The following is a 26,971-nucleotide window of genomic DNA, read 5'->3' as shown; positions in this document are numbered from 1 at the left end:
GAACCCTTGGCGCGCCACGGGATACGGTTTAGACAAGGCGCCGAAAGGACCTCCCCCATGCTCAAGACCCGCATCATCCCCTGCCTCGACGTGGCCGATGGCCGCGTGGTCAAGGGTGTCAACTTCGTCGACCTGATCGACGCAGGCGACCCGGTGGAGGCCGCCAAGGCCTATGACGCGGCCGGCGCAGACGAGCTCTGCTTTCTCGACATCCACGCGACGCATGAAAACCGCGGCACGATGTTCGATCTCGTGACCCGCACGGCGGAACAATGCTACATCCCGCTGACCGTGGGCGGCGGCGTGCGCAGCCACGAAGACGTACGCGCGCTGCTTCTGGCGGGCGCCGACAAGGTCAGCTTCAACTCCGCCGCCGTCGCAAACCCCGACGTCGTGGCCGAGGCCGCCGACCGCTTCGGGTCGCAGTGCATCGTCGTCGCGATCGACGCCAAGACGGTGGCGCCCGGCCGGTGGGAGATCTTCACCCACGGCGGGCGCCGCCCAACCGGCATCGACGCCGTGGCCTTCGCGCGCACCGTCGCGGCCAAGGGCGCGGGCGAGATTCTGCTGACCTCGATGGACCGCGACGGCACCCGCGCAGGCTTCAACATCCCGCTCACCCGCGCCATCGCCGACGCGGTGGACCTGCCGGTGATCGCCTCGGGCGGCGTCGGCACGCTTGACCACCTTGCCGAGGGCGTGACCGAGGGCCATGCCTCGGCCGTCCTCGCCGCATCCATCTTCCACTTCGGCACCTACACCATCCGCGAGGCCAAGGAACACATGGCCCGCGCCGGCATCCCGATGAGGCTGGAATGAGCCAACCGGAGCGCAGCTTCAGCTTCACGCTTGACGGCTACGACCACCAGGCCACCTGCGGCCAGCTGACGCGGCGCCTTATGCCCTGGGGCCTGCGCCATGCGGGATTGCTCTTCGTCGTCATCCTGGCGATCGGTCTCCTTGGGGCCCACCTGGCGGTCAGGCTCGGCTACCGGTCACGAGGATTCGAGTTCTTTGTCATCTTCGGTGCCGCCTACCTCTTCCTTCTCGCGGCCCTGAGGCGAAGGCGCGAACGGCTCTGGCAGGCCGTGGCGGATGCGCCGACCAGAAGCGGAGCAATCGCGCTGACGACCTCCGAGGACGGGATCACCCTCGCCTCCGCCACCTCGCGCAGCACCGTCTTCTGGCCCGGGATTATCGACATCATCCCCGGCAAGGACGGCCTGCTGATCATGATCGGGGCGATGGACTACATCCCCATCCCTTCCCGCGCTTTCCGAGACCCCACCGATCAGCAGGACACGCTGAGTGAGCTCCGCGCCCAGTTGGTCGCCAGCAGAGGAGCCGCGCCTTGACGCCGCTTGAACGCCTCGCCGCCACAATCACCGCCCGCAAGGGCGCCGATCCCGAAAGCTCCTGGACCGCGAAGCTTCTGGCCAAGGGGCCCGAAAAATGCGCCGAGAAATTCGGCGAAGAGGCGATCGAGGCCATCATCGAAGCGGTCAAGGGCGACCGCGCGCGCCTCACGTCCGAGGCGGCCGACGTTCTCTACCACCTGCTCGTGATGCTCGCCGCGCGTGATGTCGCCCTTGACGACGTTCTCGCCGAACTCGCCCGCCGCGAAGGCACGTCGGGCATCGCCGAAAAGGCGTCGCGGGGCTGACCCTCCGCTCTTTCAGTCTGGCCCAAATACTCCCGCCGGAGGCGCGGCCGCCAGGCCGTCCGGCCAAGGGGGGTCGATCCCCCCGCGGACGGTGCCCGCCCAACACCCGCCGCATCAGAGTTTCGCGGAAATGAGCCCTGTTGCGAAACCGCCCATGCGCAGCTCGCCGAACAGCCGCTGATACTCGATCTTGGGGCAGCGGTTCTGGATCACGCGCAGCCCGCGCGCTTCCGCCATCGCCGCGGCTTCCGCGTTCTCGACCCCGATCTGCATCCAGACCACCTTCAGATGCGGCAGTTCCGCCAGCGCCGTCTCGACGATGGCGGGCACTGCCTCGGGCCGGCGGAAGATGTCGACCATGTCCACCCGGATATCCTTCGGGATCGAGGCGAGGTCGGCGTGGATCACCTCGCCCAGCACCCGTTCGCCCGCATGGCCGGGATTGATGGGAATCACCCGGTAGCCCTTCAGACCAAGGTAGCGGGCCACGAAATAGGACGGCCGCACCGGGTTGGGCGAAAAGCCCACCATGGCGATGGTGCGCACCATCTTGAGCGTCTGGGTCAGGAATCGATCGGAATAATCGGGCATACGGCACCCCGTGCCAGAAAAAGGCGCCCGATCCAAGGGGTCGGGCGCCAGTCGCGGAACGAGGGACAGTGAACTGAAGCTCGGCAGTTCCGTAGCCGTGCTTCGATAGTGATATATTGGCATCTTTGCAGGATTATTAAAGACCCATCGCCATAATGTGATCGTCAGCGACCGATCACGGCGGGCCAATGCGCGTCGGCGCGCGCGATGTTCGCCGCCAGATCTTGGCTCAACAGTTCCAGGGCCTCCATGTTATGGCCGAGGTAGAGCTTGCCGTCGCGCAGCAGGAATGCCTTGGGCATGGACGAGGCGACCGCGCCTTGTGAAACCGAATAAGCACAATAGCCGCCGTATTGCGGTGCGAAGGCCGCCGGGTTCATCTCGAACTCCATCAGCGATTCGGCGGAGACGAAGCGCCACATGGCCCCGTGCCACATGATCTCGAACGCCTCAGAGCCCATCATGGGCTGGCCCTTGGTGAAATAGGCAACGACATCGTAGCCCCCCAGCGCCACGCCCGCAGGCGCATAGACGGCAGGCTCCTCCGCCAAGGCGGGCCGCAGGATCGATCCCACGACCGGGATCATGATCATTGCCGCCAGAATGGCACGACGGCTGGCGCGCATCTCTTTCTCCGTTCTTCGCCGGGCCTGATGGGGCCCCGCCTTTCCGCCTGTCAACATGCCATCGCGCAGGCGCGTTGAAAACCGCTCTCCCGAAAGCGTGAAGGCCAGTGCGCCGCCGTTACCGGGTGCGCGCGGCGTAAAGCGCGACCGCCGCGGCGTTTGAAACATTGAGCGACCCGAAGCCACCCGCGAAGGGGATCTTCACCAGCGCGTCGCAGGTCTCGCGCGTCTTGTCGCGAAGCCCCGGCCCTTCGGCGCCCAGGACCAGCCCCACGGGCCGATCGCCCAGACCTGCAAGCGTTTCGGCCAGCATACCCTCGGCCTCCCCGTCGAGGCCCAGGAGCACGTAGCCCATCGCCTTCAGCGCCTCCATCGCCTCGGCCAGGTTGCCGACGCGGACATAGGGCTGGCGCTCCAGCGCGCCGCTCGCGGTCTTGGCAAGCGCCCCGGTCTCGGGGGCGGAATGGCGGTGCGGCGCGATCACGGCGCGCGCGCCGAAAACCTCGGCCGAACGCAGGATGGCGCCGACGTTATGCGGGTCCGTCACCCGGTCGAGCAGCAAGACGAGGGGTTGGTCCCGCCCCGGCGCGCAAATATCAGCAAGCTTGCCCCAGTCCAGCGGCCGGACCTCCAGTGCCGCGCCCTGATGGACGCTCTCAGCGTCGATCGGCACATGGCTGTCGAAGCTGCGGGCATCCACGATCTCGGGGGTCAGGCCCGATTCCGTCACCGCCGCGCCAAGGCGGTCGGCCGCGTTCTTCGTCAGCACGAGGCGAAGCTTGTCGCGCATCGGGTTGCCGAGCGCGTCACGCACCGCATGAAGTCCGAAAAGCCAGACCGTCTCGGCCGCCGAAGCCCGGCGCGAGCGTTCTTTTTCGATCACCCACTTGGGCTTTTTGGTCTTTTGTCCGGCCATGTCAGTCCCCTTTCGACCCGCTCTGACACGGGCTGCGGCGGCTGGCAAGCCTTTGCGCGCGAAGGCCCCATTTTGCGGTTGACGCACAGCGGGCGGAGCGCTATCCACCGCCTCGCGCCGCTTCGAAAGATGCGGCCAAGGGCGACGGGCTGCAAGGTGCGGCAGCGGACTGTAACTCCGCCGGGGAGACCCACGCCTGGTTCGATTCCAGGGTCGCCCACCACTCCCCACCCAATCAATGACTTACGCCGCATGATTGGCAGATGGCCTCAATGGCGGGACAGATCATGCGCCTTGCGGGCCATATTTGCGCCTGCCGAACGGCTTTTGCCACCTCCGCTTCCCGCAGCCAACAGCCTGAGTATTCCTTATGTCGCCGATGCTGGGTGGCTCTTGACCGCGGCCCGGACAGCGCCTTCGTTTGCGTCGTTGCCCCACCCGAAGGCCGACACGAACGCCACGCCTAGCGCGGTCCCGGAAACGACGTTCACCCCCGACATCTTGGGCTTCTGGGGCCCGATATCCACGGTGATCTTCATACCGTTCTCGCATTCGAGCGTGCTTATTCCGGCCTTCGTGAACCCACCCGTGCAATGCCCCCAAACCGGTCCGGTCAGGTCATACTTGGCGCTTCCGTTGGCATGGCCAATCAACTTGCCGTCCAGAAGCTCCTCCGTGCCGCCATCGAAGGCCACAAGCATCGTTGCGGGGAACGTGATCTCGAACATACTGGTCATTTGGCCCTGGTTCTTCTCGGCCTCCGCCATGACGGCGACTTCGCAACCTGACACGGATATCGCCGATAGCGCGATCAAAACAACTTTCCTGAACATCTATCCTCTCAACCTGCATCGAATCCGGGGCTCAATCGTCCGGCCATCGAAGGCCGTGCGCCCACACAAAGCAAGCGCGTTATCGGAGGAAAGTTCGGCAGAACTAGGGCCATCTGGCGGGCTGGATTCTCGGCGCAGCCCAGCCCGGCGCCGCGAGATGTCGATCCGGGGCGTGTTCGCGGCGCAGGGTAGGTGCCGTTGGTGCGGGTCCGGTGCCGGCTGGCGCCCTACCCCCGCCTCCGCTTGCCCCCCCTCTGCCCTGCCCGCCCGGCGGTCGAACGGCCGGAGGATTTGACCGCGGCCTCCACCGCCTCGTCCACGGCGGACTGACGGGCAAGCGGATCGTCGGCGACAGCGAGTTCGACGGCCTCAAGCCGCTTGATCTCGTCGCGCAGCCGCGCCGCCTCCTCGAACTCCAGGTTCTCGGCCGCCTTGCGCATCTGGAGCCGCAGCGCGTCAAGATGCGCCGCCAGGTTCGCCCCCGCCATCGGGCGGTCAACCTTGGCGGTGACGCGCGACTGGTCGGTGTCGCCCTTGTAGAGGCCCGCAAGAATATCCTCGACGTTCTTCTTGACCGTCGCCGGCGTGATCCCGTGCTCAAGGTTGTAGGCGACCTGCTTCTCGCGCCGCCGGTTGGTTTCGGCCAAGGCGCGCTCCATGCTGCCGGTCACGCGGTCGGCATACATGATGACCCGGCCTTCGGCGTTGCGCGCGGCCCGGCCGATCGTCTGGATCAGCGAGGTTTCGGAGCGCAGGAACCCCTCCTTGTCCGCGTCGAGGATCGCGACCAGCCCGCATTCGGGGATGTCGAGGCCCTCGCGCAGCAGGTTGATGCCGACGAGCACGTCGAAGGCGCCCAGACGCAGGTCGCGCAGGATCTCGATCCGTTCGATCGTGTCGATGTCGGAATGCATGTAGCGCACGCGGATGCCCTGTTCGTGCATGTATTCCGTCAGGTCCTCGGCCATGCGCTTGGTCAGCGTCGTGACCAGCGTGCGGTAGCCCTTGGCCGCGACCTTGCGCACCTCGTCCAGAAGATCGTCGACCTGGGTCTCGACGGGGCGGATCTCCACCTCGGGGTCGAGAAGCCCGGTGGGGCGGATGACCTGTTCGGTGAAGACACCGCCCGCCTGCTCCATCTCCCACGCGGCGGGGGTGGCCGAGACGAAGACCGATTGTGGGCGCATCGCGTCCCATTCCTCGAACTTCAGTGGTCGGTTGTCCATGCAGGAAGGCAGCCGGAACCCGTGTTCGGCCAGTGTAAACTTGCGCCGGTAGTCGCCCCGGTACATGCCGCCGATCTGGGGGACCGAGACATGGCTTTCGTCGGCGAAGACGATGGCGTGGTCGGGGATGAACTCGAACAGCGTAGGGGGCGGTTCGCCCGGCGCTCGGCCGGTCAGGTAGCGTGAATAGTTCTCGATCCCGTTGCAGACGCCAGTCGCCTCCAGCATCTCCAGGTCGAAGTTGCAGCGCTGCTCCAGCCGCTGCGCCTCCAGAAGCTTGCCCTCATCGGTCAGTTGCTTCAGCCGCAGCGCAAGCTCCTTGCGGATGCCGATGATGGCTTGCTGCAGCGTCGGGCGCGGGGTGACGTAGTGGCTGTTGGCATAGATGCGGATTTTCTCGAAACTGTCGGTCTTGGTCCCGGTCAGGGGATCGAACTCGGTGATCGCCTCCAACTCCTCCCCGAAGAAGGAAAAGCGCCAGGCGCGGTCTTCAAGGTGGGCGGGCCAAAGGTCCACCGTGTCGCCCTTGACCCGGAACGCCCCGCGCTGGAAGGCCGCGTCCAGGCGGCGGTATTGCTGGGCCACCAGTTCGGCCAGGAACTTGCGCTGGTCGTAAAGCCCGCCCACGGCCATGTCCTGGGTCATCGCCGAATAGGTCTCGACCGAGCCGATGCCGTAGATGCACGAGACGGAGGCCACGATGATCACATCGTCCCGCTCCAGAAGCGCCCGGGTGGCCGAGTGGCGCATCCGGTCGATCTGTTCGTTGATCTGGCTTTCCTTCTCGATATAGGTGTCGGTCCGGGCCACATAGGCCTCGGGCTGGTAGTAGTCGTAGTAGCTGACGAAGTACTCGACCGCGTTGTCGGGGAAGAAGCCCTTGAATTCGCCGTAAAGCTGGGCGGCCAGCGTCTTGTTGGGCGCCAGGATGATCGCCGGCCGCTGGGTTTCCTCGATCACCTTAGCCATGGTGAAGGTCTTGCCGGTGCCGGTCGCGCCCAGCAGCACCTGATCGCGTTCGCCCGAGAACACGCCCGCGGCCAGTTCGGCGATCGCCGTCGGCTGGTCGCCCGCGGGCGCGAAGTCGGTCTTCATCACGAACCGCCGCCCGCCTTCCAGCTTCGGCCGGGTCAGCACCTCGGGGCGATGCATCGGCATGTTGGTGTTGTTGTGCGGCATGGTCGAATCCCTTCGCGATCCGACAGAGTTGATCACTTTTTGTTCCGGTTCAAGGTGTCTTCGGAGGTCTGAGAACCCTTGCGGTTCCCGCGAACATCTTTGATAAGGGGCCGACAGCTCGGAGGTGCCCCATGCGCGCGCGTATCTATCAGCCGGCCCGCAATGCCATGCAGTCCGGTACCGGCAAGACCAAGGTCTGGCTGCTGGAATTCCCACAGGCCGAGGCGCGTGAGATCGACCCGCTGATGGGCTGGACCGGATCTTCGGACACCCAGAACCAGGTCCGCCTGCGCTTCGACAGCCGTGAGGCGGCAGAAGCCTACGCGCGTGAGCGCGGGATCGACGTCACCGTCGCCGCCCCCCACAAGCGCGCCCCGAACATCCGCGTTCGCGGCTACGGCGAAAACTTCGCCACCGACCGCAAGGGCGCCTGGACGCACTGAGCGCGATGGCGCGGGGCCAAAGGCCCCGCGACGGCGATCTTTGACAAAGACATCGGGCGCCCGAGGGGCGCCCGTTTCAATTGTGGAACCATCGTTGCTGCGGCAATGAGGGCCCCCGCCCTAGAACTCGGTATTCAGCGCGTCCTCGGCGGGGATTTCGCGTTCGCGCCTTGCGATGTAGTCGCGCAGCGCCTCGTCGATGCCCTCGTCGAGCTTCGGCTCCTCGTAGTCCCGCAGGAGCTTCCTGGCGTGGTCCAGCGCGCGCTGGGTGATCTCGACCGCCCCCTCTGCCTGCCACTGTTCGATCGAGTTGTTGTCGAAGAGCTTCGGCATGAAGAAGGCGCGCTCGAAGTTTTCCAGCGTATGGGGGTGGCCCAGGTAATGCCCGCCGGGGCCGACGTCGCGCACCGCCTGCATGGCAAGGTCGAAGTCGTCCCAGCGAGGTCCTTCCGCCATGCGGTAGCCCATCGCGCACATCTCGGCGTCGACCACGAACTTGGCGACGGAGCAATGCATCCCCGCCTCGTTCCAGCCCGCCGAGTGCCAGATGTAGTTGGCGCCCGCGTGCAGCACCGCGTTCATCGTCATCGCGCTTTCATAACCCGCCTGCGCGTCGAAGGTCTTGGCCCCGCCCAGAAGGTTCGAGGTCCGCCAGGGCACGCCGTAGAACCGCGCCATCTGGCCGATCATGAAGTTCATCAGGCTGATCTCCGGCGTCCCCGCCATCGGCGCGCCCGATTTCATCGAGACGGTCGATAGGTAATGGCCATAGATCGCCGGGGCGCCCTTGCGGATGACCTGGGTGTAGGCCAGCGCCGACAGCGCCTCCGCGTTCAGCTGCGCCACGGCGGGCGCGACCGAGGCGGGCGTATTGGCGCCACCCAGCACGAAGGGCGAGCACAGGACCGGCTGGCGCCGCTTCACGAAGGCGCGCATCGCCGACAGCATCGTCTCGTCCCAGACGAGCGGCGAGTTGCCGTTGCAGTTGCCAGTGGTGACGGGCGTTTCCTCCATCACGTCACGGCCGAACAGGATCTCGCACATGTCCATCACGTCCTCGGCGTTCTTGCCGGAGGTCGTCATGCCCATGAAGGTCTTGTCGGAATACTTCATCGAGGAATAGGTGATGTGAAGGTGGCGGTGGCTGACCTTCATGTCCATCGGCTCCACGATGTGGTGCGCGGTCGAGTGCAGAGCCGGGGACATGTGGCTGAGCTTGTGGAACATGTTCAGGTCCGCAACCGTCGGCCAACGGCGCACGTCGTCCAGATCGCGCAGGAAGGGCGCGCCCGTCATCGGCACGAAGATCGAGTGCTTGCCGCCGAAGGGCAGGCTGCGGCCTGCGTTGCGCGCCCGGTAGGTCCAGCCCGAGGGGATCGAGGCAATCAGTTCGCGCACCAGCCCGCGGTCCAGGTGGACCCGCTCGCCCCGCACGTCCGCGCCGGCGCGGCGCCAGTCCTCCAGCGCGATATCGTCGCGGAAGATGACGCCGACGTCTTCGAGGATCGCCATCGAGGCCTCGTCGATCTGTTCGACACGGGCGGGGTCCATGACCTCGCACTCGGGAATGCCGCGCTTCAGCGCCGGCAACATCTCGAAATCCGGCGCCGCCCGCATCGCCCGCCGCGCCCCGCGCCCACCGGACCGGGATGGCCGTGTCGCTTCTTCGATCATCATTTCGCACTCCGACTGGAAAACGCGGCTGAAAGTGGGGCCAACACCCGTCGGTCGGCAGTCAATCCAGCGAAGCGTTCGCGCCGAAATGCGACATGGGCCTCGGGCGGGAATCGCCGCTTCGCGGACCCGCCTCAGGTTTCGCGACGACCGCTGCTTCGAGAGCCGTCATCGACATCAATGTCCAATTGGAACCGAGGGGGACGAACGGCAGGCCCGGAAAGGGTTGCTCTACGCTCAAATCATCTTGGCGACACAAAAAGACACATATGCCCACTTACCCGTCGAACAGCGATCACGGCCCGGCATCGGGGATCTTCCGGATGGGGGCGCGGAAATGAGGTCGCACTAGAGGGTCATCGTTATCGGCGGTGGCGTCGTGGGAGCCCACGATGCGCGCGCGTTGTCCGAACCGCTCGACAAGCGATTGATGCGGGTCGAAAGCGACTTGCTGGGCGTCACCGGCGCCCGCGCACGCCTCGAAACGGTCAAGGCGTTCCTGCCCCATGCGCGAGAGGTTCCGCACCCTGGCTGAGCGCGCTGCGGCACAGGCCCTTGCCATCCTTGGCTATGCGGGGCACTCAGGGTTTCGGTTCCACCCGACCGAACCCCGCCTGTTCGGTGCGGGACACAATCCTTGGCGCATGAGAAACCCGCCAGCCCGGGTCTTGATGGAGAGCAATGTGAGCGAACGAAACCCAAAGGATGCACCAAAGACGCTGGACGATCTTTGGGCGATCAACAAGGCCGTCGCGGACCGGCTGGACGAGCTCATACACCTTCAGCGCATCGCTCTGCTGGGCCAGGATCGGATTTTCAGCTTCCCGCATGAAGACGAGATGATCCACCTGAACCTTCCCTTCGCCGAGCGGGATTACATCCAGCGCAACATCATCAAGGCCGGGGGGTTCTACGAAACGCGGCAGCTTGAACTGCTGCGCGCGACGGGCCTTGTGAAGCCGGGCGCGGTCATCTGCGACGTGGGTGCCAATATCGGCAACCACAGCGTCTATTTCGCCAAGACCTTCCAGCCCTCCCGGCTGGTGGCGATCGAACCGCAGCAACAGGCGCTCAACATCCTCAGAAAGAACCTGGCGCTGAACGGCATCGATGCGGCCACGGTCGTCAACTGCCTGCTTGGCAGCGCCGAGGGGCACGGCAATGTCGCGGGCTTCATCCGCGCAAATCTTGGCGGGACCTCCTTCCGTGAAGAGGAAGGTGGTCGCATCCCGATGCGAACGCTCGATTCGATCCTCGCGGAAGAAACCGGGGGCAAGGTCGACTTCGTGAAGATCGACGTGGAAGGCATGCATGTGGAGGTGCTTTCGGGGGCAAAGCGCATGCTGAGCGAAGCGCGTCCGCATATCTGGATCGAATTGCGCGTGTTCAGGAACGAATATGACTCCGGCGCCGCGATCTTCGCGAAGCACGGCTACCGGCAGGCGCATAAACTTGGCCAGCACGACTTCATCTTCTCACCTTCCACCTGAAACCCCGACGCCGTCCGTGGTGCGCCGATCCAAGGTCGGCCCCGCAGGTTGGCGTTGCCCGAACCCCCTGTCGGACATAGTTTGCACCAAGCGCCGCGGCGCAGGCTGGCGCCCCAGGAACGGCCTGATTCCACGGTGCGCGAAGGCCAAGTGATCGAAACGGCGCCTTGCCAAAGCGCCGCATTGGCTTTTGGTGAAGAACCAGTGTATACCATTGTGTACCAACCGGAACGATTCTAGAACATTTGCGAGGACGATGCGAAATGACGGCTGAAAGCTCGACCCCTGACATCATCTACACGAAAGTCGACGAAGCCCCCGAACTGGCCTCCGCGTCGCTTCTGCCGGTCATTCAGGCCTTTGCCGGCACGGCCGGCATTTCGGTCGGCACGCGCGACATCTCGCTTGCCGGGCGCATCATCGCGGCCTTTCCCGAACGGCTGAGCGCGGCGCAGCGCCAGTCCGACGACCTGGCCATCCTCGGCGATCTGGTCAAGCAGCCCGAGGCCAACGTGATCAAGCTGCCGAACATCTCGGCCTCGGTTCCCCAGCTCGTCGCCGCGATCAAGGAATTGCAGTCGCAAGGCTACGACCTACCCGACTACCCGGAGGACCCCGCCTCGGAGGCCGAAAAGGACGCCCGCGCGCGTTACGACGCGATCAAGGGTTCCGCCGTGAACCCGGTCCTTCGCGAAGGCAACTCCGACCGCCGCGCCGCGGTCGCGGTCAAGAACTACGCCAAGGCCAACCCGCACCGGATGGGCGACTGGTCCAAGGACAGCAAGACCCGCGTGGCCGCGATGTCGGGCGACGATTTCTTCTCGAACGAGGCCTCCGCGACACTCGGCGCCGCCGCCACGGCGAAGATCGTGCTGGAATCGGCGGCTGGCGAGACGGTGCTGAAAGAGGGCGTGAAATACCCTGCGGGCACCGTGGTCGATGCGACCTTCATGTCCGCCAAGGCGCTTGACGCCTTCCTTGCGGCAGAAATCGAGAAGACCAAGGCCGAGGGCGTGCTGTTCTCGCTCCACATGAAGGCGACGATGATGAAGGTCTCCGACCCGATCATCTTCGGCCATGCGGTCAAGGCCTGGCTCGCCCCGGTGTTCGAAAAGTTCGGGGACAGGATGACCGCGCTCGGCGTCAACCCGAACTCGGGCCTCGGTGACCTTCTGGCGCGCGTCAAGGACGATGCGGAGATCATGGCGGCCATCGACGCGGTCACGGCGCAGCGCCCGCCGATGTACATGGTGAACTCCGACAAGGGGATCACCAACCTGCATGTGCCCTCGGACGTGATCATCGACGCCTCGATGCCCGCGCTGATCCGCGCCGGCGGCAAGGGCTGGGGCCCGGACGGCAAGGAGCACGATTGCGTCTGCGTGATCCCCGACAATTCCTACGCGCCGGTCTATGACGCGGCGGTCGAGTTCTTCAAGGCCAACGGCAAGCTGAACCCGGCGACCGCCGGAACGGTGCAGAACATCGGCCTGATGGCGCAGAAGGCCGAGGAATACGGCAGCCACCCGACCACCTTCGAGATCCCGGCGGACGGCACCGTCAAGATGATCCTCGACGATGGGACCGTCCTGCATTCGCAGAAGGTCGAAAAGGGCGACATCTGGCGCTCCGCCTCGGCCCGCAAGGCGCCGATCGAGGACTGGGTGAACCTGGCCATCGACCGCCAGCGCCTGACCGGCTACCGCGCGATCTTCTGGCTGGACGCGAACCGCGCCCACGACGCCGAACTGATCAAGATGGTCAAGCCGATCCTCGAAGCGAAAGGCGTGGCCGACAAGTTCGAGATCATGGCCCCGCGCGAGGCGACCGTCGCCACCCTGGAAACCATCACCAAGGGCGACAACACCATCGCCATCACCGGCAACGTGCTGCGCGACTACCTGACCGACCTGTTCCCGATCCTGGAGCTTGCGACCTCGGCCAAGATGCTGTCGATCGTCAAGCTGATGCAGGGCGGGGGCCTGTTCGAAACCGGCGCCGGCGGCTCCGCCCCCAAGCATGTCCAGCAGCTGGTCGAGGAAAACCACCTGCGCTGGGACTCGCTGGGAGAGTTCTGCGCGCTCGGCGAAAGCTTCCGCTTCCTGGCGGAGGCGAAGGAAAATTCCGCCGCAAAGGTTCTGGGCGACGCGGTGGACGCGGCGACCCAGGGCATCCTCGACCATGACCGCTCGCCCGGCCGCAAGGTCGGTCAGCCGGACAACCGCGACAGCCACTACTGGTTCGCCCGCTACTGGGCCGAGGCACTCGCTGCCCAAAGCGCCGACGCGGGCCTTGCCGCGCGCTTCGCGCCGGTCGCCAAGGCGCTGGCAGAGGGAGAGGCGGCCATCGTCGCCGAACTATCGGCTGGCCGGGGCAAGCCTGCGGACCTGGGCGGCTACTACCACGCCGATCCGGCGAAGGTGGCGGGCGTGATGCGGCCCTCGGCCACGTTCAACGCAGTGATCGCCTCGCTGGGCTGAGCCCTGCGCGCAGACCGCAATGACGAAAAGGGCGCCGGAGCATTCCTCCGGCGCCCTTGTCATTAGGCCACGCGAAGCGGCTGGGGCGCGCGCGCCTTCACTCCGGTTTCGGGTCGATCGCCAGGCGTCCGCCCGTCGCCCAGTCGTGCTTGGCGACATCCTGAAAAATGACGTGGACGGCCTGCGGATTGCCGCCACAGGTCTCAATCAGGGCCTGGGTCACGGCAGCCGCACAGGCGCGTTTCTGTTCGACCGTGCGGCCTTCGTACATTTCGATGCGGATGACGGGCATGGGGGGCCTTTCGCTTGCAGGGGATCTCGGGCGCCTCGGCGAACCGGCGCCCTGCCCTCATGGCGCAGCGTGGCCCGGTTTTCCAGCCCCCTCTCATGCGGCCAGACCATTGCCGCAAGCCCGCGCGCCCGCTATCGGTTGAAGCCTCAATAGCGCAGGGGCCACAGTCATGACGCGCATCGCCCGGATCGAGACCTTCCACGACGAATTTGTCTGCTTCGTCCGCGTCACGGCCGAGGACGGGGCCATTGGCTGGGGCCAGACCTCCACCTACAACGCCGATATCACGGCGCAGGTCCTGCACCGGCAGGTGGTGCCCTGGGCCCTGGGCGCGGCCTGCGACGACATCGCGGGCCTCGTCGCGCTGATCGAACGGCGGGAGCACAAATATCCCGGAAGCTACCGCTGCCGCGCGCTGGCGGGCCTCGACACCGCGCTTTGGGACATGGCGGGGCGCCGGGCCGGCAAGCCGGTCGCCAGCCTGATCGGCGGCGGACCGGGCCGCGTGCGCGCCTATGCCAGTTCGATGAAGCGCGACATCACGCCCCGGGACGAAGCCGAACGCCTGACCCGCCTTTGCGCCGAGCAGGGATTCACCGCCGCCAAGTGGCGCATCGGCGCGGAATGCGGCGCCGACGTGGACGAATGGCCCGGCCGGACGGAGGAGATCATCCCCACCCTCGCCCGCGCATTGGGGGACGGGATCGACAAGCTCGTCGATGCGAACTCCGGCTTTTCGGTCCCCCGCGCGATCGAGGTAGGGCGGATGCTCGCCGACCACGGCATCGGACATTATGAGGAGCCGGTGCCTTACTGGGACCTTGAGGCCACCCGTGCCGTGACCGAAGCCGTCGCGATTGACGTGACAGGCGGCGAGCAGGACTGGGACATGGGCACCTGGTCCCGCATGATCGCGATGCGCGCGGTCGATATCGTCCAGCCCGATGTCATGTATATGGGCGGGCTCACCCGCACGCTTGAAGTCGCACGGATGGCCGGGGCGGCGGGCTTGCCCTGCACACCGCACGCGGCGAACCTGTCGCTGGTGACCGTCTGCACGATGCACCTGCTGGCCGCGCTGCCGAACGCGGGCAAGTATCTGGAACTGTCGATCGAGGGCGACGACTACTATCCTTGGCAGCGCGACCTGTTCCTGGGTGCGCCCTTCGCGGTCACGGACGGCGCCGTCACCGTCCCGGACGCCCCCGGCTGGGGCGTCGAGATCAACCCCGCCTGGCTGGAACGCGCGAACTACAAGGACGCGGCAGTGGGGAGCTTCCGGCCAAGCGCCTACGGCGCGCTTTACCACAAGACCCCTGGGGGCTAAGCGGCGGCTTCAGCCGCCATGCCCCTCAGCCGCGCTCCCCCTCAGCCGAGAGGGTCTCGATGAAACGTGAGAAGAGTTCCCCTTGGGAACGGATGCGCAGCTTGGCGTAGATGTTGCGCCGATGGATGCGCACCGTGCCGGGGGAAATGCCAAGGATGCGCCCCACCGCGTCAGCCGAATGACCCTTGAGCGTGTATTCCGCCACGGCGCGCTCGCGCGGGGTCAGCGTCCCCTCGCCGAAGTTCAGGAAGGCCATTTCGACGCTGTCCTGCATCCTTGGTCCCGGCGCGGCCTCCGGCTTTCCGTCCGAGGGCTCAATGTCCGACCAATGCTGCCGGCAGGCGGCGCTCAGGACCGGCCAATATTGGCGGAAGTCGCGAATCTCCTTGGCGGAGAAAGCCTTCTTCGCGCGCATCAGCGAGACCACCACAACCGCCCCGCCAGGAACATCGACGAAGTAGCCCGCCTCTTCCGCAAGGCCGGTCTGCACATAGTAATTGCGAAAATACTCGCCCTGGTAGAAGCGGTCCGGCGCGAGGTCTCGCATCCGGTAGAAGCCTTCGGAAACCGGCTGGGTGCAGGCCAGGTAGAACGGGTCCAGAAGGTAGGGCCCCTCCTGATAATCCTCCACGAAGATCCGGCGCTTTCCCTTTGGAAAATCGTCAAAAAGATCAAGCGGCCGAGAGGCCCCGCGATAGCCGAAGATGACCGTGTAATCGAAGGGCGCTATGCCGCGAAGCGCCTGCGAAAGGCGGCCCGGAAACTCCGCCTGCCCGATGGCGGCAATCACCGCGCCGGTCGGTTCAAGCCAGTCCTTCACCGCTCCTCCCCCCTGCGCCAAAGCGCTTCTCTACCTAATTCGGGATATATACAATAAATCGCATCTTTCTTACAGTTTTCCCGAATATGGGGGTATGTACCCAATTGCGAAAAGAAATCAAATAATGAACGAAGCGGCATACGCACCGCCATCCGGACTGCAAGCCGCGAAGCCCGCGGCGGGGCCGATCGCGGAACTTCGCAACGTCTCCAAGCGCTTTGGAGAGGTTCTGGCGGCCGACGGTCTGAACCTGTCGATCGAGGCGGGGGAGTTCCTGTCCTTCCTCGGCCCCTCGGGCTGCGGCAAGACGACGGCGCTGCGCATGCTGGCGGGGTTCGAGGCCCCGAGCTCCGGCGATGTGCTTCTGGATGGGGAGGTCGTGAACGACCTCGAACCCTACCGGCGCCCGGTCAACATGGTCTTTCAGCACTATGCGCTTTTCCCCCACCTGACGGTCGCCCAGAACATCGGCTACGGGCTGCGCCAGCGCCGTCCGCGCCCGCCGCGCGAAGAAATCGAGCGCAAGGTGACAAATGCGCTGGAAATCGTCCGGCTCGAGGGGTTCGGAGGGCGCCGCATCTGGGAACTCTCCGGCGGCCAGCAACAGCGCGTGGCGCTGGCCCGCGCCATCGTCAACGAACCGAAGCTCCTGCTGCTGGACGAGCCGATGGCGGCGCTCGACCGCAAGCTGCGCAAGGAAATGCAGATCGAGCTGCAGAACATCCAGCGCCGGCTTGGCATCACCTTCGTCCTCGTTACCCACGACCAGGAAGAAGCGCTGTCGATGAGCGACCGGATCTGCATCATGCGCGACGGCCGTATCGTCCAGACCGGCAGCCCGCGCGACCTTTATGACCGCCCGCGCAACCGCTATGTCGCGGGCTTCGTCGGAAGCTCCAACTTCTTCGACGGCGTGGCGGCGGCGGTCTCGGACACGGAAACGCAGGTCCGCGTCGCGGGTGGCATCATGCTTTCGGGCCGCGCGCTTGCCCCGGTGACGGCGGGCCAGGCGGTCACGCTCAGCGTCCGGCCCGAACAGGTCCGGTTGGCCCGCACTGCGGCCGACGGGGACAAGGCCGGATGGGATGTCACCGTCCTGAGCCGGATCTTTCTGGGCGAACACACCGAATACCTGGTGAAGCATGACGGCCTTGGCGAATTCATGGTGCTGACGCCAAGGCAGGCGGAACTGAGCGACGGACCGTTCAACGCCGGCGAGCGGCTCGTGGCCTTCTGGGAGGCCGAAAGCGCGCTTGTCCTGACACAAGACTAGGCACCACAAAAGCCAACCGACGGGGAAAACCATGACCAACGACACCGACTACATCTCGAAGCGGAAGTTCATGGAGGAGCTTTATCGCTACAGGCGCGGCTCCGTGACGCGGCGCCACTTCCTGGGCGTCACGGGGCTTGGGACAGCCACCGCCGTCCTGGCCGCCGCCGTACCGGGGCTTCGCCCCCGCCCTGCCTTTGCTGCGGGCGACATTGGCGACCGCGTGGTGCTGGCGACCTGGCCCAACTACCACGATCCGGCGAACTTCGAAGCCTTCACCGCCGCCACCGGCGCGGCCGTTGACGTGAACGTCTTCGGCTCCAACGAGGAGATGCTGGCCAAGCTTCAGGCCGGCGGCTCTGGCTGGGACGTGTTCGTGCCGACGAACTACACGATCACGACCTATGTCGGCGAAGGCCTGATCGAGCCCTTGGATGCGGCGCGCATGGCGAACTACGACCCTGCCGCCTTTGACGCGCGCTTTGCGGGCCCCGGCAACGTCGACGGCACGCTTTACGCCGTGTCGAAGAACTGGGGCACGACCGGATATGCCATCAACATCAGCAAGAACGACAACGTGACGCCGACCACCTGGAAGGAATTCTGGGACATGACCATGGACAGCTTCTCGGGCCGGACCATGGTGCATGATTATCAGCTCACCACCATCGGCAACGCGCTGAAGTACTTCGGCTACTCCTTCAATTCTGTCGATCCGAAGGAACTTGCGGACGCCGAGAAACTGCTGCTGGACGCCAAGCCGCACCTGTTCGCGATCAACTCGGACTACCAGCCCTCGATGCGTTCGGGCGACGCCTGGATGACGATGTGCTGGACCGGCGACGGGAAACAGATGAACCGCGACATGCCAGAGATCGTCTACGTGCTGGGCAAGGAAGGCGGCGAGCTTTGGAGCGACTTCTACGCCATCCCGAAGGGCGCCCCGCATCTCGACGCGGCCTATGCGCTGATCGACTTCATGCTGACGCCCGAAGTCAACGCGAAAGAGGCGCTGTTCCACGGCTACCCGGTCGCCGACAGCCGCGTGAACGCGCTTCTGCCGGCCGAGGTCCTGAACGACCCGATCCTCTACCCCGCGGCCGAGCTTCTGGACGCGCTTGAGTTCGGCGCGGCCGCGACCCTGACCGATCCCAACCGGGCGGAGCTTCTGGCCCGCTTCAAATCGGCCTGAGCGACGGAACGGCGGGATGACACAGCGCAGCAGGAACTTTCTTCTCCTCGCGCCCGCAGGGGCGTGGTTCCTGGTCATGCTGGTCATCCCGCTGACCGTCGTCCTGATCTTCAGCTTCGGAGAGCGCGGGGCAGCCGGCGGCTATGTCCCCGCCTTCACGCTGGAGCAATACGCGAACCTGCCGGCGCGATGGGCGGCGTTCAAGAACACGCTGATCCTCGCGCCGGCGGGCACGCTCGCCTCGCTCCTGATCGCCTATCCTCTGGCCTATTACCTGGCGGTCCGCGCCGACCCGCGCTGGAAGACGGCGCTTCTGGTCCTCGTGATCGTGCCCTTCTGGACCTCGATCCTGATCCGCAGCTACGCCTGGATCTTCCTCCTGGGCGGGCGCGGCATCCCGGCGCTGCTTGCTGCCATCGGGATCGAGGATGTGCGGTTGATCAACACGCCCTTCGCCGTGCTGATCGGCATCGTCTACGGCTACCTGCCGCTGATGGTCTTCCCGATCTTCGTGAACCTCGACCGGCTGGACAAGCGGCTGCTGGAGGCATCCTCGGACCTTGGCGCCTCACCCTGGCGGACCTTCCTTCAGGTCACGCTGCCGATGTCGCTGCCGGGCATCGCCACGGGCTGCCTGCTGGTCTTCATCCTGCTGATGGGTGAATTCCTGATCCCGGCGATCCTGGGCGGTGGCAAGGTGTTCTTCGTCGGCAACGCGCTGGTCGACCTGTTCCTGCAATCGCGCAACTGGGCCTACGGTTCGGCGGTCGCGGCAACGCTGGTGATCCTGATGCTGGTCTCCGTCACGGCCTACATGCGGCTCATCCGCAGGCTCGGTGCGCAGCGCGAAGACGTGGCGCTGATGTGAGGGGCCGATGAGGATCTACGCCGCCTTCGTCTACCTCTTCCTTTACATCCCGATCGGGGTGATCGCGCTTTTCAGCTTCAACGCCGGGCGCCACGCGAGCCAGTTTCAGGGCTTTTCGACGCAGTGGTACGGCAAGGCGCTTTCCAATCCCTTCGTGATGGAGGCGCTTCAGACGAGCCTGATCGTGGCGCTGGTCTCCGCCACTTGCGCCAGTGTCTTCGGCACGATGGCGGCAGTCGCGCTGCAAGGGACCAAGGGGCCGCTGCGCACCGCCTTCGACCTTCTGATCTATGTCGCGGTGATGATCCCCGGCATCGTCATCGGCATCGCGACGCTGATCGGGCTTGTCACGCTCTTCGACCAGTTGAACCCGGTGCTCGCGGCGATATGGCCGGGCGGTCCCCCGCCGCAACTGTCGATGGGCTACGGATCGCTGATCGCGGCGCACACGCTCTTTACCATGGCGCTGGTGATCATCATCATCCGCGCGCGCCTTGCCGGCATGGACCGGGCGCTGGCCGAGGCGTCATCGGACCTTTACGCCACGCCAATGGGCACCTTCCGGCAAGTGACGCTGCCGCTCATTTTCCCGGCAATCCTCGCGGGGTTTCTCCTCAGCTTCACCTTCAGCTTCGACGATTTCATCATCGCCTTCTTCGTCGCAGGGTCTGAAACGACGCTGCCAATCTATGTCTTCTCCTCGATCCGCCGGGGCGTGACGCCAGAAATCAACGCCATCGGCACGATGGTACTGGCGGCCTCTCTGCTGCTGCTGATTGCCGCGCAGGTGCTTCTGCGCACGGGGCGGAGGCGCGGATGAACGGGCTTGCCAAGACCTCCCCCGACCTCCGCCCGCTGGCCCGGCGCGTCGCGTTCCTCACAGGCGCGGGGTCCGGCATCGGGCGCGCGGGCGCGTTGGCGCTGGCACAAGCGGGGGCGCATGTCCACGTCACCGACCGCGACGGCACACGGGCGGCGGACACCGCCACGGCAATCCGCGAGGCTGGCGGCAGCGCCGCATCGCAGACGCTGGACGTGACCGATGACGCGGCGGTCGCGGCGGCCGTCGCGGCGGTGGGCGACGATCACGGCCGTCTCGATATCCTGCACTCCCACGCGGGGGTGCAGATCCAGGGCACGCTGGAGGAGGTGACCGCCCGCGACATGGACCTGTCCTGGGCGCTGAACGTGCGGTCGCATTTCGTCGCGGCGCGCGCGGCGGTGGACCGGATGCGGCGGCAGGGCGGCGGCAGCATCATCATCACCGCCTCGAACTCCGGCGTGCAGTTCGACCGGGAGATGATCGCCTACGCCACGACGAAACACGCCGCCGTCGCCATGACGCGGCAGATGGCGGCCGATTACGCCCGCTTCAACATCCGCATCAACGCGCTCTGCCCCGGTTTCGTGGACACGCCCTTCAACGCCGGGTTCGAGGTTCAGATGGGCGGGCGGCAGGCGCTGGAGCGCTACGTTGCCACCGCGATCCCCATGGGGCGCTGGGGCGAGGTTCGTGAAATCGCGGAGGCCATCGTGTTCCTGGCCTCCGACGCATCATCCTTCATGACGGGTCACGCGCTCGTCATCGACGGCGGCGAGTCCATCTGAACCCGCGCGGCTGCCCTCAGGCGTTCACGTCCACGACCACCCTGCCCCGCACCTGGCCCTTCAGGATATCCCGGCCAAGCCCCGGCAGATCGGAGAGCGTCGCGGGCTGGACCATCGCTTCCAGCTTGTCCATCGGCAGGTCCTTGGCGATTCGCTCCCAGGCGCGGAGGCGGTTGGCATAGGGCTGCAACACGCTGTCGATGCCCAGAAGGTTGACGCCACGCAGGATGAAGGGGGTGATTAGCGCCCCGTCGATCGCGGCGCCGCCCGCAAGCCCCACGGCGGCAACGGAGGTGCCGTATTTCATCTGCTTGAGCACGCGGCCCAGCATCGGACCCGCGACCGCGTCGACACAGCCCGCCCAGGTCTCGCTTTCCAGGGGACGCTTCGTGACCTCGGTCAGCTCCTCCCGCGCGACGATCCGGGTGGCGCCAAGGCTGGTCAGATACTCCGCCGTATCGGGCCGTCCGGTGACAGCGGCAACCTCGTGCCCGAGCCTCGCAAGGATCGCGGTCGCGACCGAGCCGACCCCGCCGGCGGCCCCGGTGACCAAGACCGGCCCGTGGCCGGGGGCCAGCCCGTGATCCTCAAGCGCCATCACCGCGAGCATCGCGGTCAGCCCAGCAGTACCCACCGCCATGGCCTGACGGGTGCTCAGCCCCTCGGGCAGCGGGACCAGCCAGTCTGCGCGCACCCGCGCCTTTTGCGCATAGCCGCCCCAATGCGCCTCACCCACGCGCCAGCCGGTCAGAACCACCTTGTCGCCGGGCTTGTAGCGGGGATCGGCCGACGACTCGACCGTGCCGGCGAAGTCGATGCCGGGAATATGGGGGTAGTTGCGCACCAGCCCCCCGCCCGGCCCGATGCAAAGCCCGTCCTTGTAGTTGACGGTGGAGTAGTCCACCGCCACCGTGACCTCCGCCTCCGGCAACTGGTCGAGGGAGATCTCCTCGACCGCGGCCACAGGTTTCGCCTCGCCTTCCTTGCGAACGACAAGCGCCTTGATCATCTCGGCTCCTTCCCGCGGGTCTGTCCCGCCATCGCTTTTCCGCCCTGTGACGGGCGTTCAGATCCAGAACCCGGCCTTGACCTCAGCCGCGCGCATGCCCTCGGGGGTCTCGATCTCCAGCTTCTGGCCCGCGTCCCAATGCGACCGGTCTACCATGCCGATCGACACATTGGTGCGGAAATCGGGCGACCACGACGCGGTGGTGACCTGTCCCACCCTGCGGCCGTCCGCGTAAAGCGGCCAGGGCGCCGTGATCGGCGGGATCTCTCCGAAGATTTCGATCGCACGGATCTGGCGCTCGGGCTCGGCCCGCGCCAGAAGGCCCGCCTTGCCGATATAGTCACGCGGAGAGTTAACGTATTTCCCAAGCCCGCATTCGTAGGGCGTGTTCTCGCGCCGCATGTCGTTACCGTAGCTGAGCAATCCGCCCTCGACCCGTTCCATGGTCGAGGGGCAACCGGCGCGGACGTTCAGATCCTCCCCCGCCGCCATAAGCGCGTTCCAGAGCGGCATGCCGTGCTCGCTGCCCTCCACATAGATCTCGAACCCGCCCTGCTTGGAATAGCCGGAGCGCGCGACGACGAAGGACTGACCCTGGAAGGCCAGGCGCTTGTAGCGGAAGAAGCGGATCGCGCGGACCTCTTCCCCGAAGACCCGCGCCATCAGGTCGTCGGACTTCGGCCCCTGAACGGCGAGCGGGCTGACATCGGGCTCCCACACGCGGACGTCCATGCCGAGCCCGTCAGAGATCCCCAGGACGTATTGCAGATAGTCGCTGTCGGCGAGCGAAATCCAGAAGTGATCGTCGGCCAGCTTCACCAGAACGGGATCGTTCAGCATGCCGCCTTCGCGGTCGATGGCGGGCATGTAGTAGCACTGGTCGGCGGCCATGCGGTCGATGTCACGCGGGCTGATCAGGTCCAGAAGCCGCCGCGCGTCCGGGCCCTGCACCGCCACCTGGCGTTCGCAGGCCACGTCCCAGACCTGCACATGGGTCTTGAGGTGGCGGTAATCCTCTTCCTGGCTGGCGAAGACGGACGGCAGGATCATGCGGTTGTAGATGGTGCAGACGGTCATCCCCGCCGCCTCGACGCCAGCAGAGAAGGGGGTGCGCCTGACCCGGCGCGAAGGAAATACGGTGGCCATGTCCGATCCGATGCTAAGTATTGGTTTCCGAGGTGTTTACGGTCTTTTCGTCGCAGCGCCCGCCCATGAAAACTATGGACGCGGCGCGGCGTCCCACCTAAATTCAACATCAATGGGAGAAATGTCAAACAATTAATGTCTGACAATTGAGGCGCGATGAAGAAACTGACAGTCAGCGACGAGGGAGAGCTTCCGGTCCGCATCGCGGCGGTGTTGCGCGATGCCATCGTTGAGGGACGGCTGAGCGTGGATCAGCGCCTGCCCTCCGAACAGGACCTGGCCGAGCAGTTCGGCGTCTCGCGTCCGACCGTGCGGGAGGCGCTGAAACGTCTGGCGGCGCAAAGCCTGATCCGCACCCAGCGTGGTGCCACGGGCGGCGCCTTCGTGAACCGGCTGTCCTATGACACGGCCGCGGCACAGCTGATCACGACCTCGACGCTCTTGCTCTCGATGAACGCGGTGGATTTCGAAACCGCCTGCGAGGCGCGCTATGCGCTGGAACGCGCCTGCGTGCCCTTCGCCGCCGCGCGCCGCACGCCGGATCATCTGGCCGCGATGCGGGCCGAGATCGCCCGGCAGGCGGAACCGGGCCTGTCGGACGAGGCGTTCTGCGCCTCCGACGTTGCGTTCCACCGCGCCCTGGTGGACGCCGCGGCCAATCCGGTGCTGTCCTACCAGCTTGCGGGCGCGGTCGAGGCAATGCAGCCCCTGATGAACATGATCACCTTCACCGCGCGCTCGCGCGAGCGCATCGTCGCGCTCCACAGCGCCATCGCCGACGCGATCGAGGCGGGTGACGCCTCTGCCGCCGATGCGGCCCTTTCGGCGCTTGCCGCCTACTCCACCGCGCTGGGTGAGCAGGTGCGCCAATCGCGCGGCGTTCGCAAGGCGAACGGAAACGCCTAGCCCCAGACCGGCATGCCCAGAACGGCAGAGGCGGCGATCACCCCATAGGCGATCCAGCGGTAGGCCCCGGCACGCTCGGGCCGGAATGCCCGTGCGCCAAGCACATTGGCCAGCATATAGACCGGCGCGGTCAGAAGCGCGATGGCAAGCGGCGGCGTGGCAAGCAATCCGCCCCCGCCCATAAGCGCCAGCACCGTGCAGTCGATGGCGAAGAAGTACAGGATCAGGTTCGCGCGCATCACCGCCGGGGAATGGCCTGCGGCCATGTAGAACAGGATAACCGGCGGTCCGGCCACCCCGGTCAGCCCCCCCAGAAGCCCGCCAAGCGCGCCGATCCCCGCCACCAGGCGGTCGCTCAGCGCGTGGCGATAGCGCCACCCTGCCGCCATCAGGGCCAAGAGCCCGAAGACAAGGCCCGAAAGCCCCCAGCGGAACGGGTCCTGCGGCAGGCGCGACAGGAGCCAAAGCCCCAGCGGCAGGGCAAGCGCGGCCCCGACCAGAAGGATCGCGACCTCTCGCCGCCGCGCCGCCGCCCAGGCGCCCCGCAGGTTCGGCACCGGCCCCGCGATATCCATCAGCGTCAGCGTGATCAGCGCCCAGACCGGCGTCAGCACGGTCGCGGCCGCCGGCATGTAGATGAGCGCGCCGCCAAAGCCCGAAAAGCCCCGCACCAGCCCGCCGACGGCCGCCGCCAGCAAGAGCCGCCAGAGGCCCTCGACCTGAAGCGCCTGCGCCAGCGCCTGGCTCATGCGCGGGTCAGCTGTTGCTGTCGGCGAAGGTCGTGCCGCCCGGCCCGCCCTCTGGCTTCTTGCCCCAGTCGCGCTTGACGCCCAGCATCAGAACGACGTTCTTGGCGACGTAGACCGAGGAATAGGTGCCCACGACCACGCCCCAGGTCATCGCAAAGACAAAGCCCCGGATCACGTCGCCGCCGAAGACCAGAAGCGCGATCAGCGCGATCAGCGTCGTGCCGGAGGTCAGGACCGTCCGGCTCAGCGTCTCGTTCACCGACAGGTTCATGACGTCGCGCAGCGGCATGGTCTTGTACTTGATCAGGTTCTCGCGAAGCCGGTCGAAGACGACCACCGTATCGTTGATGGAATAGCCCAGGATCGTCAGCAGCGCCGCGATGATCGTCAGGTCGAACTTGATCTGGAAGAGCGAGAAGATGCCGACCGTCAGCGCGATGTCATGAACCAGCGCGACCACCGCGCCGACCGAGAACTGCCACTCGAACCTGAGCCAGATATAGGCGCAGATCGCGACGGTCGCGGTCAGGATCGAATAGATCGCCGTCTTGATCAACTCGCCCGAGACCTTGGGACCCACGGATTCGACCGAGGGGAAGGTGATCGAGGGATCGACCGATTGCAGCGCGGCCTCCACCTGGCCGATGGTTTCGGGGGTGATGGCCTCATCCCCCTCCTGCGCCTGGATGCGGATCTGTGCGACATGCTGGTCGTCGCGGAAGGTCGGATCGAAGACCTCCGTGATCGTCACGTCGCCAAGATTCAGCGGCGTGATCACATCGCGATAGGCGCCCACGTTCACCGGAGTCGTGGAGTCGGTGCGGATCGTCGTGCCGCCACGGAAGTCGATGCCGAAGTTCAGCCCCAGGAACACGGTCAGGACGATCGAGGCGATCACCAGCGCGACCGAGCCCCAGAAGGTGACAGGCGCCCAGCGGAAGAAGTCGATGTTGGTCTGTTGCGGGACCAGTCGAAGACGGAATGCCATGGCCGGACCCTCAGACTACAAGCGTTTTGGGGCGCTTGCGCGCGAACCAGGTGACGACGAAAAGCCGCGTGACGAAGATCGCCGTGAAGACCGAGGTGATCAGGCCGATCATCAGCGTGACGGCGAAGCCCTTGACCGGGCCGGAGCCCAGGAAGAACAGGATCAGCGCCGCGATGACGGTGGTCAGGTTCGCGTCGATGATCGCGGACATGGCCTTTTCGTAACCAAGCTCGATCGCGCGGGCGGGGCCCCGGGCGGTCTTCAACTCTTCCTTGATGCGTTCGAACACCAGCACGTTGGCATCGACCGCCATGCCGACCGTCAGCACGATCCCCGCGATGCCGGGCAGCGTCAGTGTCGCGCCCATGGTCGACAGGATCGCGAACATCATCGACAGGTTCAGCCCCAGCGCGACCGCCGCGAAGACGCCGAACAGCCCGTAAGAGGCGATCATGAAGAACACGACGGCAACGGTGCCGACAATCGCGGCCACGCGGCCCGCATCAATGCTGTCCTGACCCAGTTCAGGGCCGACGGTGCGTTCCTCAAGGAACTCCATCTTCGCGGGCAGCGCGCCGGCGCGCAGCAGCACGGCAAGGTTGTTGGTCTGCTCGGGGGTGAAGGTGCCGGTGATGATGCCGGACCCGCCGCCGATATGGGTGCGGATCTGCGGGGCGGAAATCACCTTGCCATCCAGCACGATGGCGAACAGCTCGCCCACATGCGCCGCCGTGTAGTCGCCGAACTTGCGCGCGCCGGAGGTGTTGAAGCGGAAGGCCACGGCCGGGCGGCCGTTCTGGTCGAAGTCGGGGCGCGCGTCCACCAGTTCCTCGCCCGTCACGACAGGGAGCTCGTCGAGGATGTAATAGACGCCTTCGTCCTCGGCCGAGGGATAGTTGACGTTGCCGACGCCGGCCGGTTCGTCCTTGTTCGCGCTGCGGCGGATGACCTGGTTGAAGGTCAACTGCGCCGTGGTGCCGATCAGTTCCTTCAACTCGGCGGCGGAGCCGATGCCCGGCACCTCGATCAGGATGCGGTCGTCGCCCTGGCGCTGGATCGTCGGTTCGCGCGTGCCCGCCGCATCGACGCGGCGGCGCACGATTTCGAGCGACTGCTGCATGGTGCGGTCGTCGGTGGCGACGCGTTCGGCCTCGGAGAGGGTCACGACGATCTGGTTGCCCTCGGTCCGGATCGCCAGATCGTTCTGGCCGACGCCGGTCAGTGTCACGACGGGGCTGGAGAAGCCGCGCACGACCTCCACCGCCTTTTCCATCGCCTCGGGCTTGTCGATTTCCACCCTCAGCTCGTCCGGGGCGCCCTTGATCCGGCGCACGGCGACCTTGGCCTCGCTCACCAGCGCGCGGCGCACCTCGGGCCACATCGCGTCCATGCGCTGCTTGTAGACATCGGCGACCTGCACCTCCGCCAGAAGATGCGCGCCGCCCCTCAGATCGAGGCCCAGGTTGACGATCGCCGAGGGCAGCCAGGACGGCCACAAGTCAATTGCGGCAGTCTGCTGTTCGGTCTCGACCTTCGTTCGCTCGACAGCCGCGACGGCATCATTGTGGCGCTCCACCCGGTCATAGAACAGGTTCGGCGCCGCGCCGATCAGGCCCAGGGCGCACAGGCCCAGGATGACGATGCGCTTCCAAAGGGGGATCTGAAGCATGAC

At 66.0% G+C, this 26,971-nt stretch carries 27 protein-coding genes and 1 tRNA gene; 15 read left to right on the top strand and 13 right to left on the bottom strand.

Translation table 11 applies throughout. From position 1 onward, the window contains the following. Positions 1 to 57: 57 nt before the first annotated feature. The 3 genes from hisF to OE647_RS08550 are packed head-to-tail and all read left to right on the top strand — an operon-like array spanning position 58 to position 1,663. Complete coding sequence (gene hisF / locus OE647_RS08560; RefSeq protein WP_263721299.1) at positions 58 to 819, top strand: imidazole glycerol phosphate synthase subunit HisF; 762 nt, start codon at positions 58 to 60, stop codon at positions 817 to 819. Beyond that, positions 816 to 1,355 (top strand): YcxB family protein, encoded by a 540-nt coding sequence (locus tag OE647_RS08555; protein ID WP_263721298.1) that lies wholly within the window; start codon positions 816 to 818, stop codon positions 1,353 to 1,355. Before hisF ends, OE647_RS08555 begins: the two co-directional genes overlap by 4 nt. Then, the gene (locus OE647_RS08550) at positions 1,352 to 1,663 is read left to right on the top strand and encodes a phosphoribosyl-ATP diphosphatase (RefSeq protein ID WP_263721297.1); all 312 of its coding nucleotides are present in this window, start codon (positions 1,352 to 1,354) and stop codon (positions 1,661 to 1,663) included. The genes OE647_RS08555 and OE647_RS08550 overlap by 4 nt, the downstream gene beginning before the upstream one ends. A gap of 114 nt (positions 1,664 to 1,777) precedes the next feature. On the opposite strand, the gene OE647_RS08545 is transcribed toward OE647_RS08550, so the two are convergent. The 3 genes from OE647_RS08545 to rlmB form a co-directional block, all read right to left on the bottom strand. Beyond that, a complete protein-coding gene (locus tag OE647_RS08545) occupies positions 1,778 to 2,254 on the bottom strand; it encodes a CoA-binding protein (protein ID WP_263721296.1) in 477 nt (158 codons plus the stop codon). Between the two features lie 164 nt (positions 2,255 to 2,418). After that, positions 2,419 to 2,880: a YHS domain-containing (seleno)protein gene (locus OE647_RS08540; RefSeq protein ID WP_263721295.1), complete on the bottom strand. Its 462-nt coding sequence runs from the start codon at positions 2,878 to 2,880 to the stop codon at positions 2,419 to 2,421. 118 nt (positions 2,881 to 2,998) lie between these two features. Beyond that, positions 2,999 to 3,796 carry a 23S rRNA (guanosine(2251)-2'-O)-methyltransferase RlmB gene (gene rlmB, locus OE647_RS08535; protein ID WP_263721294.1) on the bottom strand — a complete coding sequence of 266 codons (798 nt, stop codon included), beginning with the start codon at positions 3,794 to 3,796 and terminating at the stop codon, positions 2,999 to 3,001. Between the two features lie 139 nt (positions 3,797 to 3,935). Between rlmB and OE647_RS08530 the strand changes: the two genes are divergently transcribed. Continuing rightward, a tRNA-Tyr gene (locus tag OE647_RS08530) sits at positions 3,936 to 4,019 on the top strand. 145 nt (positions 4,020 to 4,164) lie between these two features. Here OE647_RS08530 and OE647_RS08525 read toward each other — a convergent pair. Together OE647_RS08525 and uvrB are read right to left on the bottom strand one after the other, a co-directional pair. Then, entirely contained in the window at positions 4,165 to 4,533 is a 369-nt protein-coding gene (locus tag OE647_RS08525; RefSeq protein ID WP_263721293.1) for a hypothetical protein, read from the bottom strand. 323 nt (positions 4,534 to 4,856) lie between these two features. Next, complete coding sequence (gene uvrB / locus OE647_RS08520; protein WP_263721292.1) at positions 4,857 to 7,034, bottom strand: excinuclease ABC subunit UvrB; 2,178 nt, start codon at positions 7,032 to 7,034, stop codon at positions 4,857 to 4,859. A gap of 131 nt (positions 7,035 to 7,165) precedes the next feature. Between uvrB and OE647_RS08515 the strand changes: the two genes are divergently transcribed. After that, positions 7,166 to 7,477 carry an ETC complex I subunit gene (locus OE647_RS08515; protein ID WP_263721291.1) on the top strand — a complete coding sequence of 104 codons (312 nt, stop codon included), beginning with the start codon at positions 7,166 to 7,168 and terminating at the stop codon, positions 7,475 to 7,477. Between the two features lie 120 nt (positions 7,478 to 7,597). On the opposite strand, the gene OE647_RS08510 is transcribed toward OE647_RS08515, so the two are convergent. After that, positions 7,598 to 9,151 carry a trimethylamine methyltransferase family protein gene (locus OE647_RS08510; protein WP_263721328.1) on the bottom strand — a complete coding sequence of 518 codons (1,554 nt, stop codon included), beginning with the start codon at positions 9,149 to 9,151 and terminating at the stop codon, positions 7,598 to 7,600. 379 nt (positions 9,152 to 9,530) lie between these two features. Here OE647_RS08510 and OE647_RS08505 point away from each other — a divergent pair, with 379 nt between their 5' ends. From OE647_RS08505 to OE647_RS08495, 3 genes are all read left to right on the top strand, one after another. Then, entirely contained in the window at positions 9,531 to 9,686 is a 156-nt protein-coding gene (locus OE647_RS08505) for a hypothetical protein (protein WP_263721290.1), read from the top strand. A 148-nt stretch (positions 9,687 to 9,834) separates the two neighbouring features. After that, positions 9,835 to 10,641 (top strand): FkbM family methyltransferase, encoded by an 807-nt coding sequence (locus tag OE647_RS08500; protein ID WP_263721289.1) that lies wholly within the window; start codon positions 9,835 to 9,837, stop codon positions 10,639 to 10,641. 263 nt (positions 10,642 to 10,904) lie between these two features. Beyond that, positions 10,905 to 13,121 carry an NADP-dependent isocitrate dehydrogenase gene (locus tag OE647_RS08495; protein WP_263721288.1) on the top strand — a complete coding sequence of 739 codons (2,217 nt, stop codon included), beginning with the start codon at positions 10,905 to 10,907 and terminating at the stop codon, positions 13,119 to 13,121. Between the two features lie 97 nt (positions 13,122 to 13,218). Here OE647_RS08495 and OE647_RS08490 read toward each other — a convergent pair whose 3' ends face one another. Next, positions 13,219 to 13,413, bottom strand: coding sequence for a 4-oxalocrotonate tautomerase (locus OE647_RS08490; protein WP_263721287.1), 195 nt, complete (start codon positions 13,411 to 13,413; stop codon positions 13,219 to 13,221). Between the two features lie 169 nt (positions 13,414 to 13,582). Between OE647_RS08490 and OE647_RS08485 the strand changes: the two genes are divergently transcribed. Further along, positions 13,583 to 14,740, top strand: a complete 1,158-nt coding sequence (locus OE647_RS08485) for a mandelate racemase/muconate lactonizing enzyme family protein (protein ID WP_263721286.1) — start codon at positions 13,583 to 13,585, stop codon at positions 14,738 to 14,740. Positions 14,741 to 14,765: 25 nt separating this feature from the next. Here the strand turns inward: OE647_RS08485 and OE647_RS08480 are convergent, their stop codons facing one another. Further along, positions 14,766 to 15,560: a helix-turn-helix transcriptional regulator gene (locus OE647_RS08480; protein WP_263721285.1), complete on the bottom strand. Its 795-nt coding sequence runs from the start codon at positions 15,558 to 15,560 to the stop codon at positions 14,766 to 14,768. Positions 15,561 to 15,684: 124 nt separating this feature from the next. On the opposite strand from OE647_RS08480, the gene OE647_RS08475 reads away from it, so the two are divergent. From OE647_RS08475 to OE647_RS08455, 5 genes are read left to right on the top strand one after another with little or no spacing between them, the layout of a single operon-like run. Then, positions 15,685 to 16,833 (top strand): ABC transporter ATP-binding protein, encoded by a 1,149-nt coding sequence (locus OE647_RS08475; RefSeq protein WP_263721284.1) that lies wholly within the window; start codon positions 15,685 to 15,687, stop codon positions 16,831 to 16,833. Between the two features lie 31 nt (positions 16,834 to 16,864). After that, on the top strand, positions 16,865 to 18,025 hold the full coding sequence (locus OE647_RS08470; RefSeq protein ID WP_263721283.1) for an ABC transporter substrate-binding protein: 1,161 nt from the start codon (positions 16,865 to 16,867) through the stop codon (positions 18,023 to 18,025). 16 nt (positions 18,026 to 18,041) lie between these two features. Beyond that, positions 18,042 to 18,893: an ABC transporter permease gene (locus tag OE647_RS08465; RefSeq protein WP_263721282.1), complete on the top strand. Its 852-nt coding sequence runs from the start codon at positions 18,042 to 18,044 to the stop codon at positions 18,891 to 18,893. Positions 18,894 to 18,900: 7 nt separating this feature from the next. Then, positions 18,901 to 19,713 (top strand): ABC transporter permease, encoded by an 813-nt coding sequence (locus OE647_RS08460; RefSeq protein WP_263721281.1) that lies wholly within the window; start codon positions 18,901 to 18,903, stop codon positions 19,711 to 19,713. Next, a complete protein-coding gene (locus OE647_RS08455) occupies positions 19,710 to 20,501 on the top strand; it encodes an SDR family NAD(P)-dependent oxidoreductase (RefSeq protein WP_263721280.1) in 792 nt (263 codons plus the stop codon). Before OE647_RS08460 ends, OE647_RS08455 begins: the two co-directional genes overlap by 4 nt. Before the next feature lie 16 nt (positions 20,502 to 20,517). Here OE647_RS08455 and acuI read toward each other — a convergent pair whose 3' ends face one another. Together acuI and OE647_RS08445 are read right to left on the bottom strand one after the other, a co-directional pair. After that, on the bottom strand, positions 20,518 to 21,510 hold the full coding sequence (gene acuI / locus OE647_RS08450; protein WP_263721279.1) for an acryloyl-CoA reductase: 993 nt from the start codon (positions 21,508 to 21,510) through the stop codon (positions 20,518 to 20,520). 57 nt (positions 21,511 to 21,567) lie between these two features. Beyond that, the gene (locus OE647_RS08445) at positions 21,568 to 22,656 is read right to left on the bottom strand and encodes a dimethylsulfoniopropionate demethylase (RefSeq protein ID WP_263721278.1); all 1,089 of its coding nucleotides are present in this window, start codon (positions 22,654 to 22,656) and stop codon (positions 21,568 to 21,570) included. A gap of 156 nt (positions 22,657 to 22,812) precedes the next feature. On the opposite strand from OE647_RS08445, the gene OE647_RS08440 reads away from it, so the two are divergent. Next, positions 22,813 to 23,562, top strand: a complete 750-nt coding sequence (locus tag OE647_RS08440) for a FadR/GntR family transcriptional regulator (protein ID WP_263721277.1) — start codon at positions 22,813 to 22,815, stop codon at positions 23,560 to 23,562. Here the strand turns inward: OE647_RS08440 and OE647_RS08435 are convergent. Genes OE647_RS08435 through secD form a run of 3 tightly spaced genes read right to left on the bottom strand, consistent with a single transcriptional unit; the run spans position 23,559 to position 26,968 of the window. After that, entirely contained in the window at positions 23,559 to 24,311 is a 753-nt protein-coding gene (locus OE647_RS08435) for a TSUP family transporter (RefSeq protein ID WP_263721276.1), read from the bottom strand. The two genes, OE647_RS08440 and OE647_RS08435, sit on opposite strands and share 4 nt — an antisense overlap. Before the next feature lie 7 nt (positions 24,312 to 24,318). Further along, entirely contained in the window at positions 24,319 to 25,299 is a 981-nt protein-coding gene (secF, locus tag OE647_RS08430) for a protein translocase subunit SecF (RefSeq protein ID WP_263721275.1), read from the bottom strand. Between the two features lie 10 nt (positions 25,300 to 25,309). Next, positions 25,310 to 26,968: a protein translocase subunit SecD gene (secD, locus tag OE647_RS08425; RefSeq protein ID WP_263721274.1), complete on the bottom strand. Its 1,659-nt coding sequence runs from the start codon at positions 26,966 to 26,968 to the stop codon at positions 25,310 to 25,312. Positions 26,969 to 26,971 lie beyond the last annotated feature (3 nt).

The organism is Albidovulum sediminicola (assembly GCF_025751575.1).
In the GTDB taxonomy this organism is placed as follows: domain Bacteria; phylum Pseudomonadota; class Alphaproteobacteria; order Rhodobacterales; family Rhodobacteraceae; genus Albidovulum; species Albidovulum sediminicola.
The sequence above is the reverse complement of the archived record's forward strand: the minus strand, read 5'-3'. Positions and strand labels throughout refer to the sequence as shown.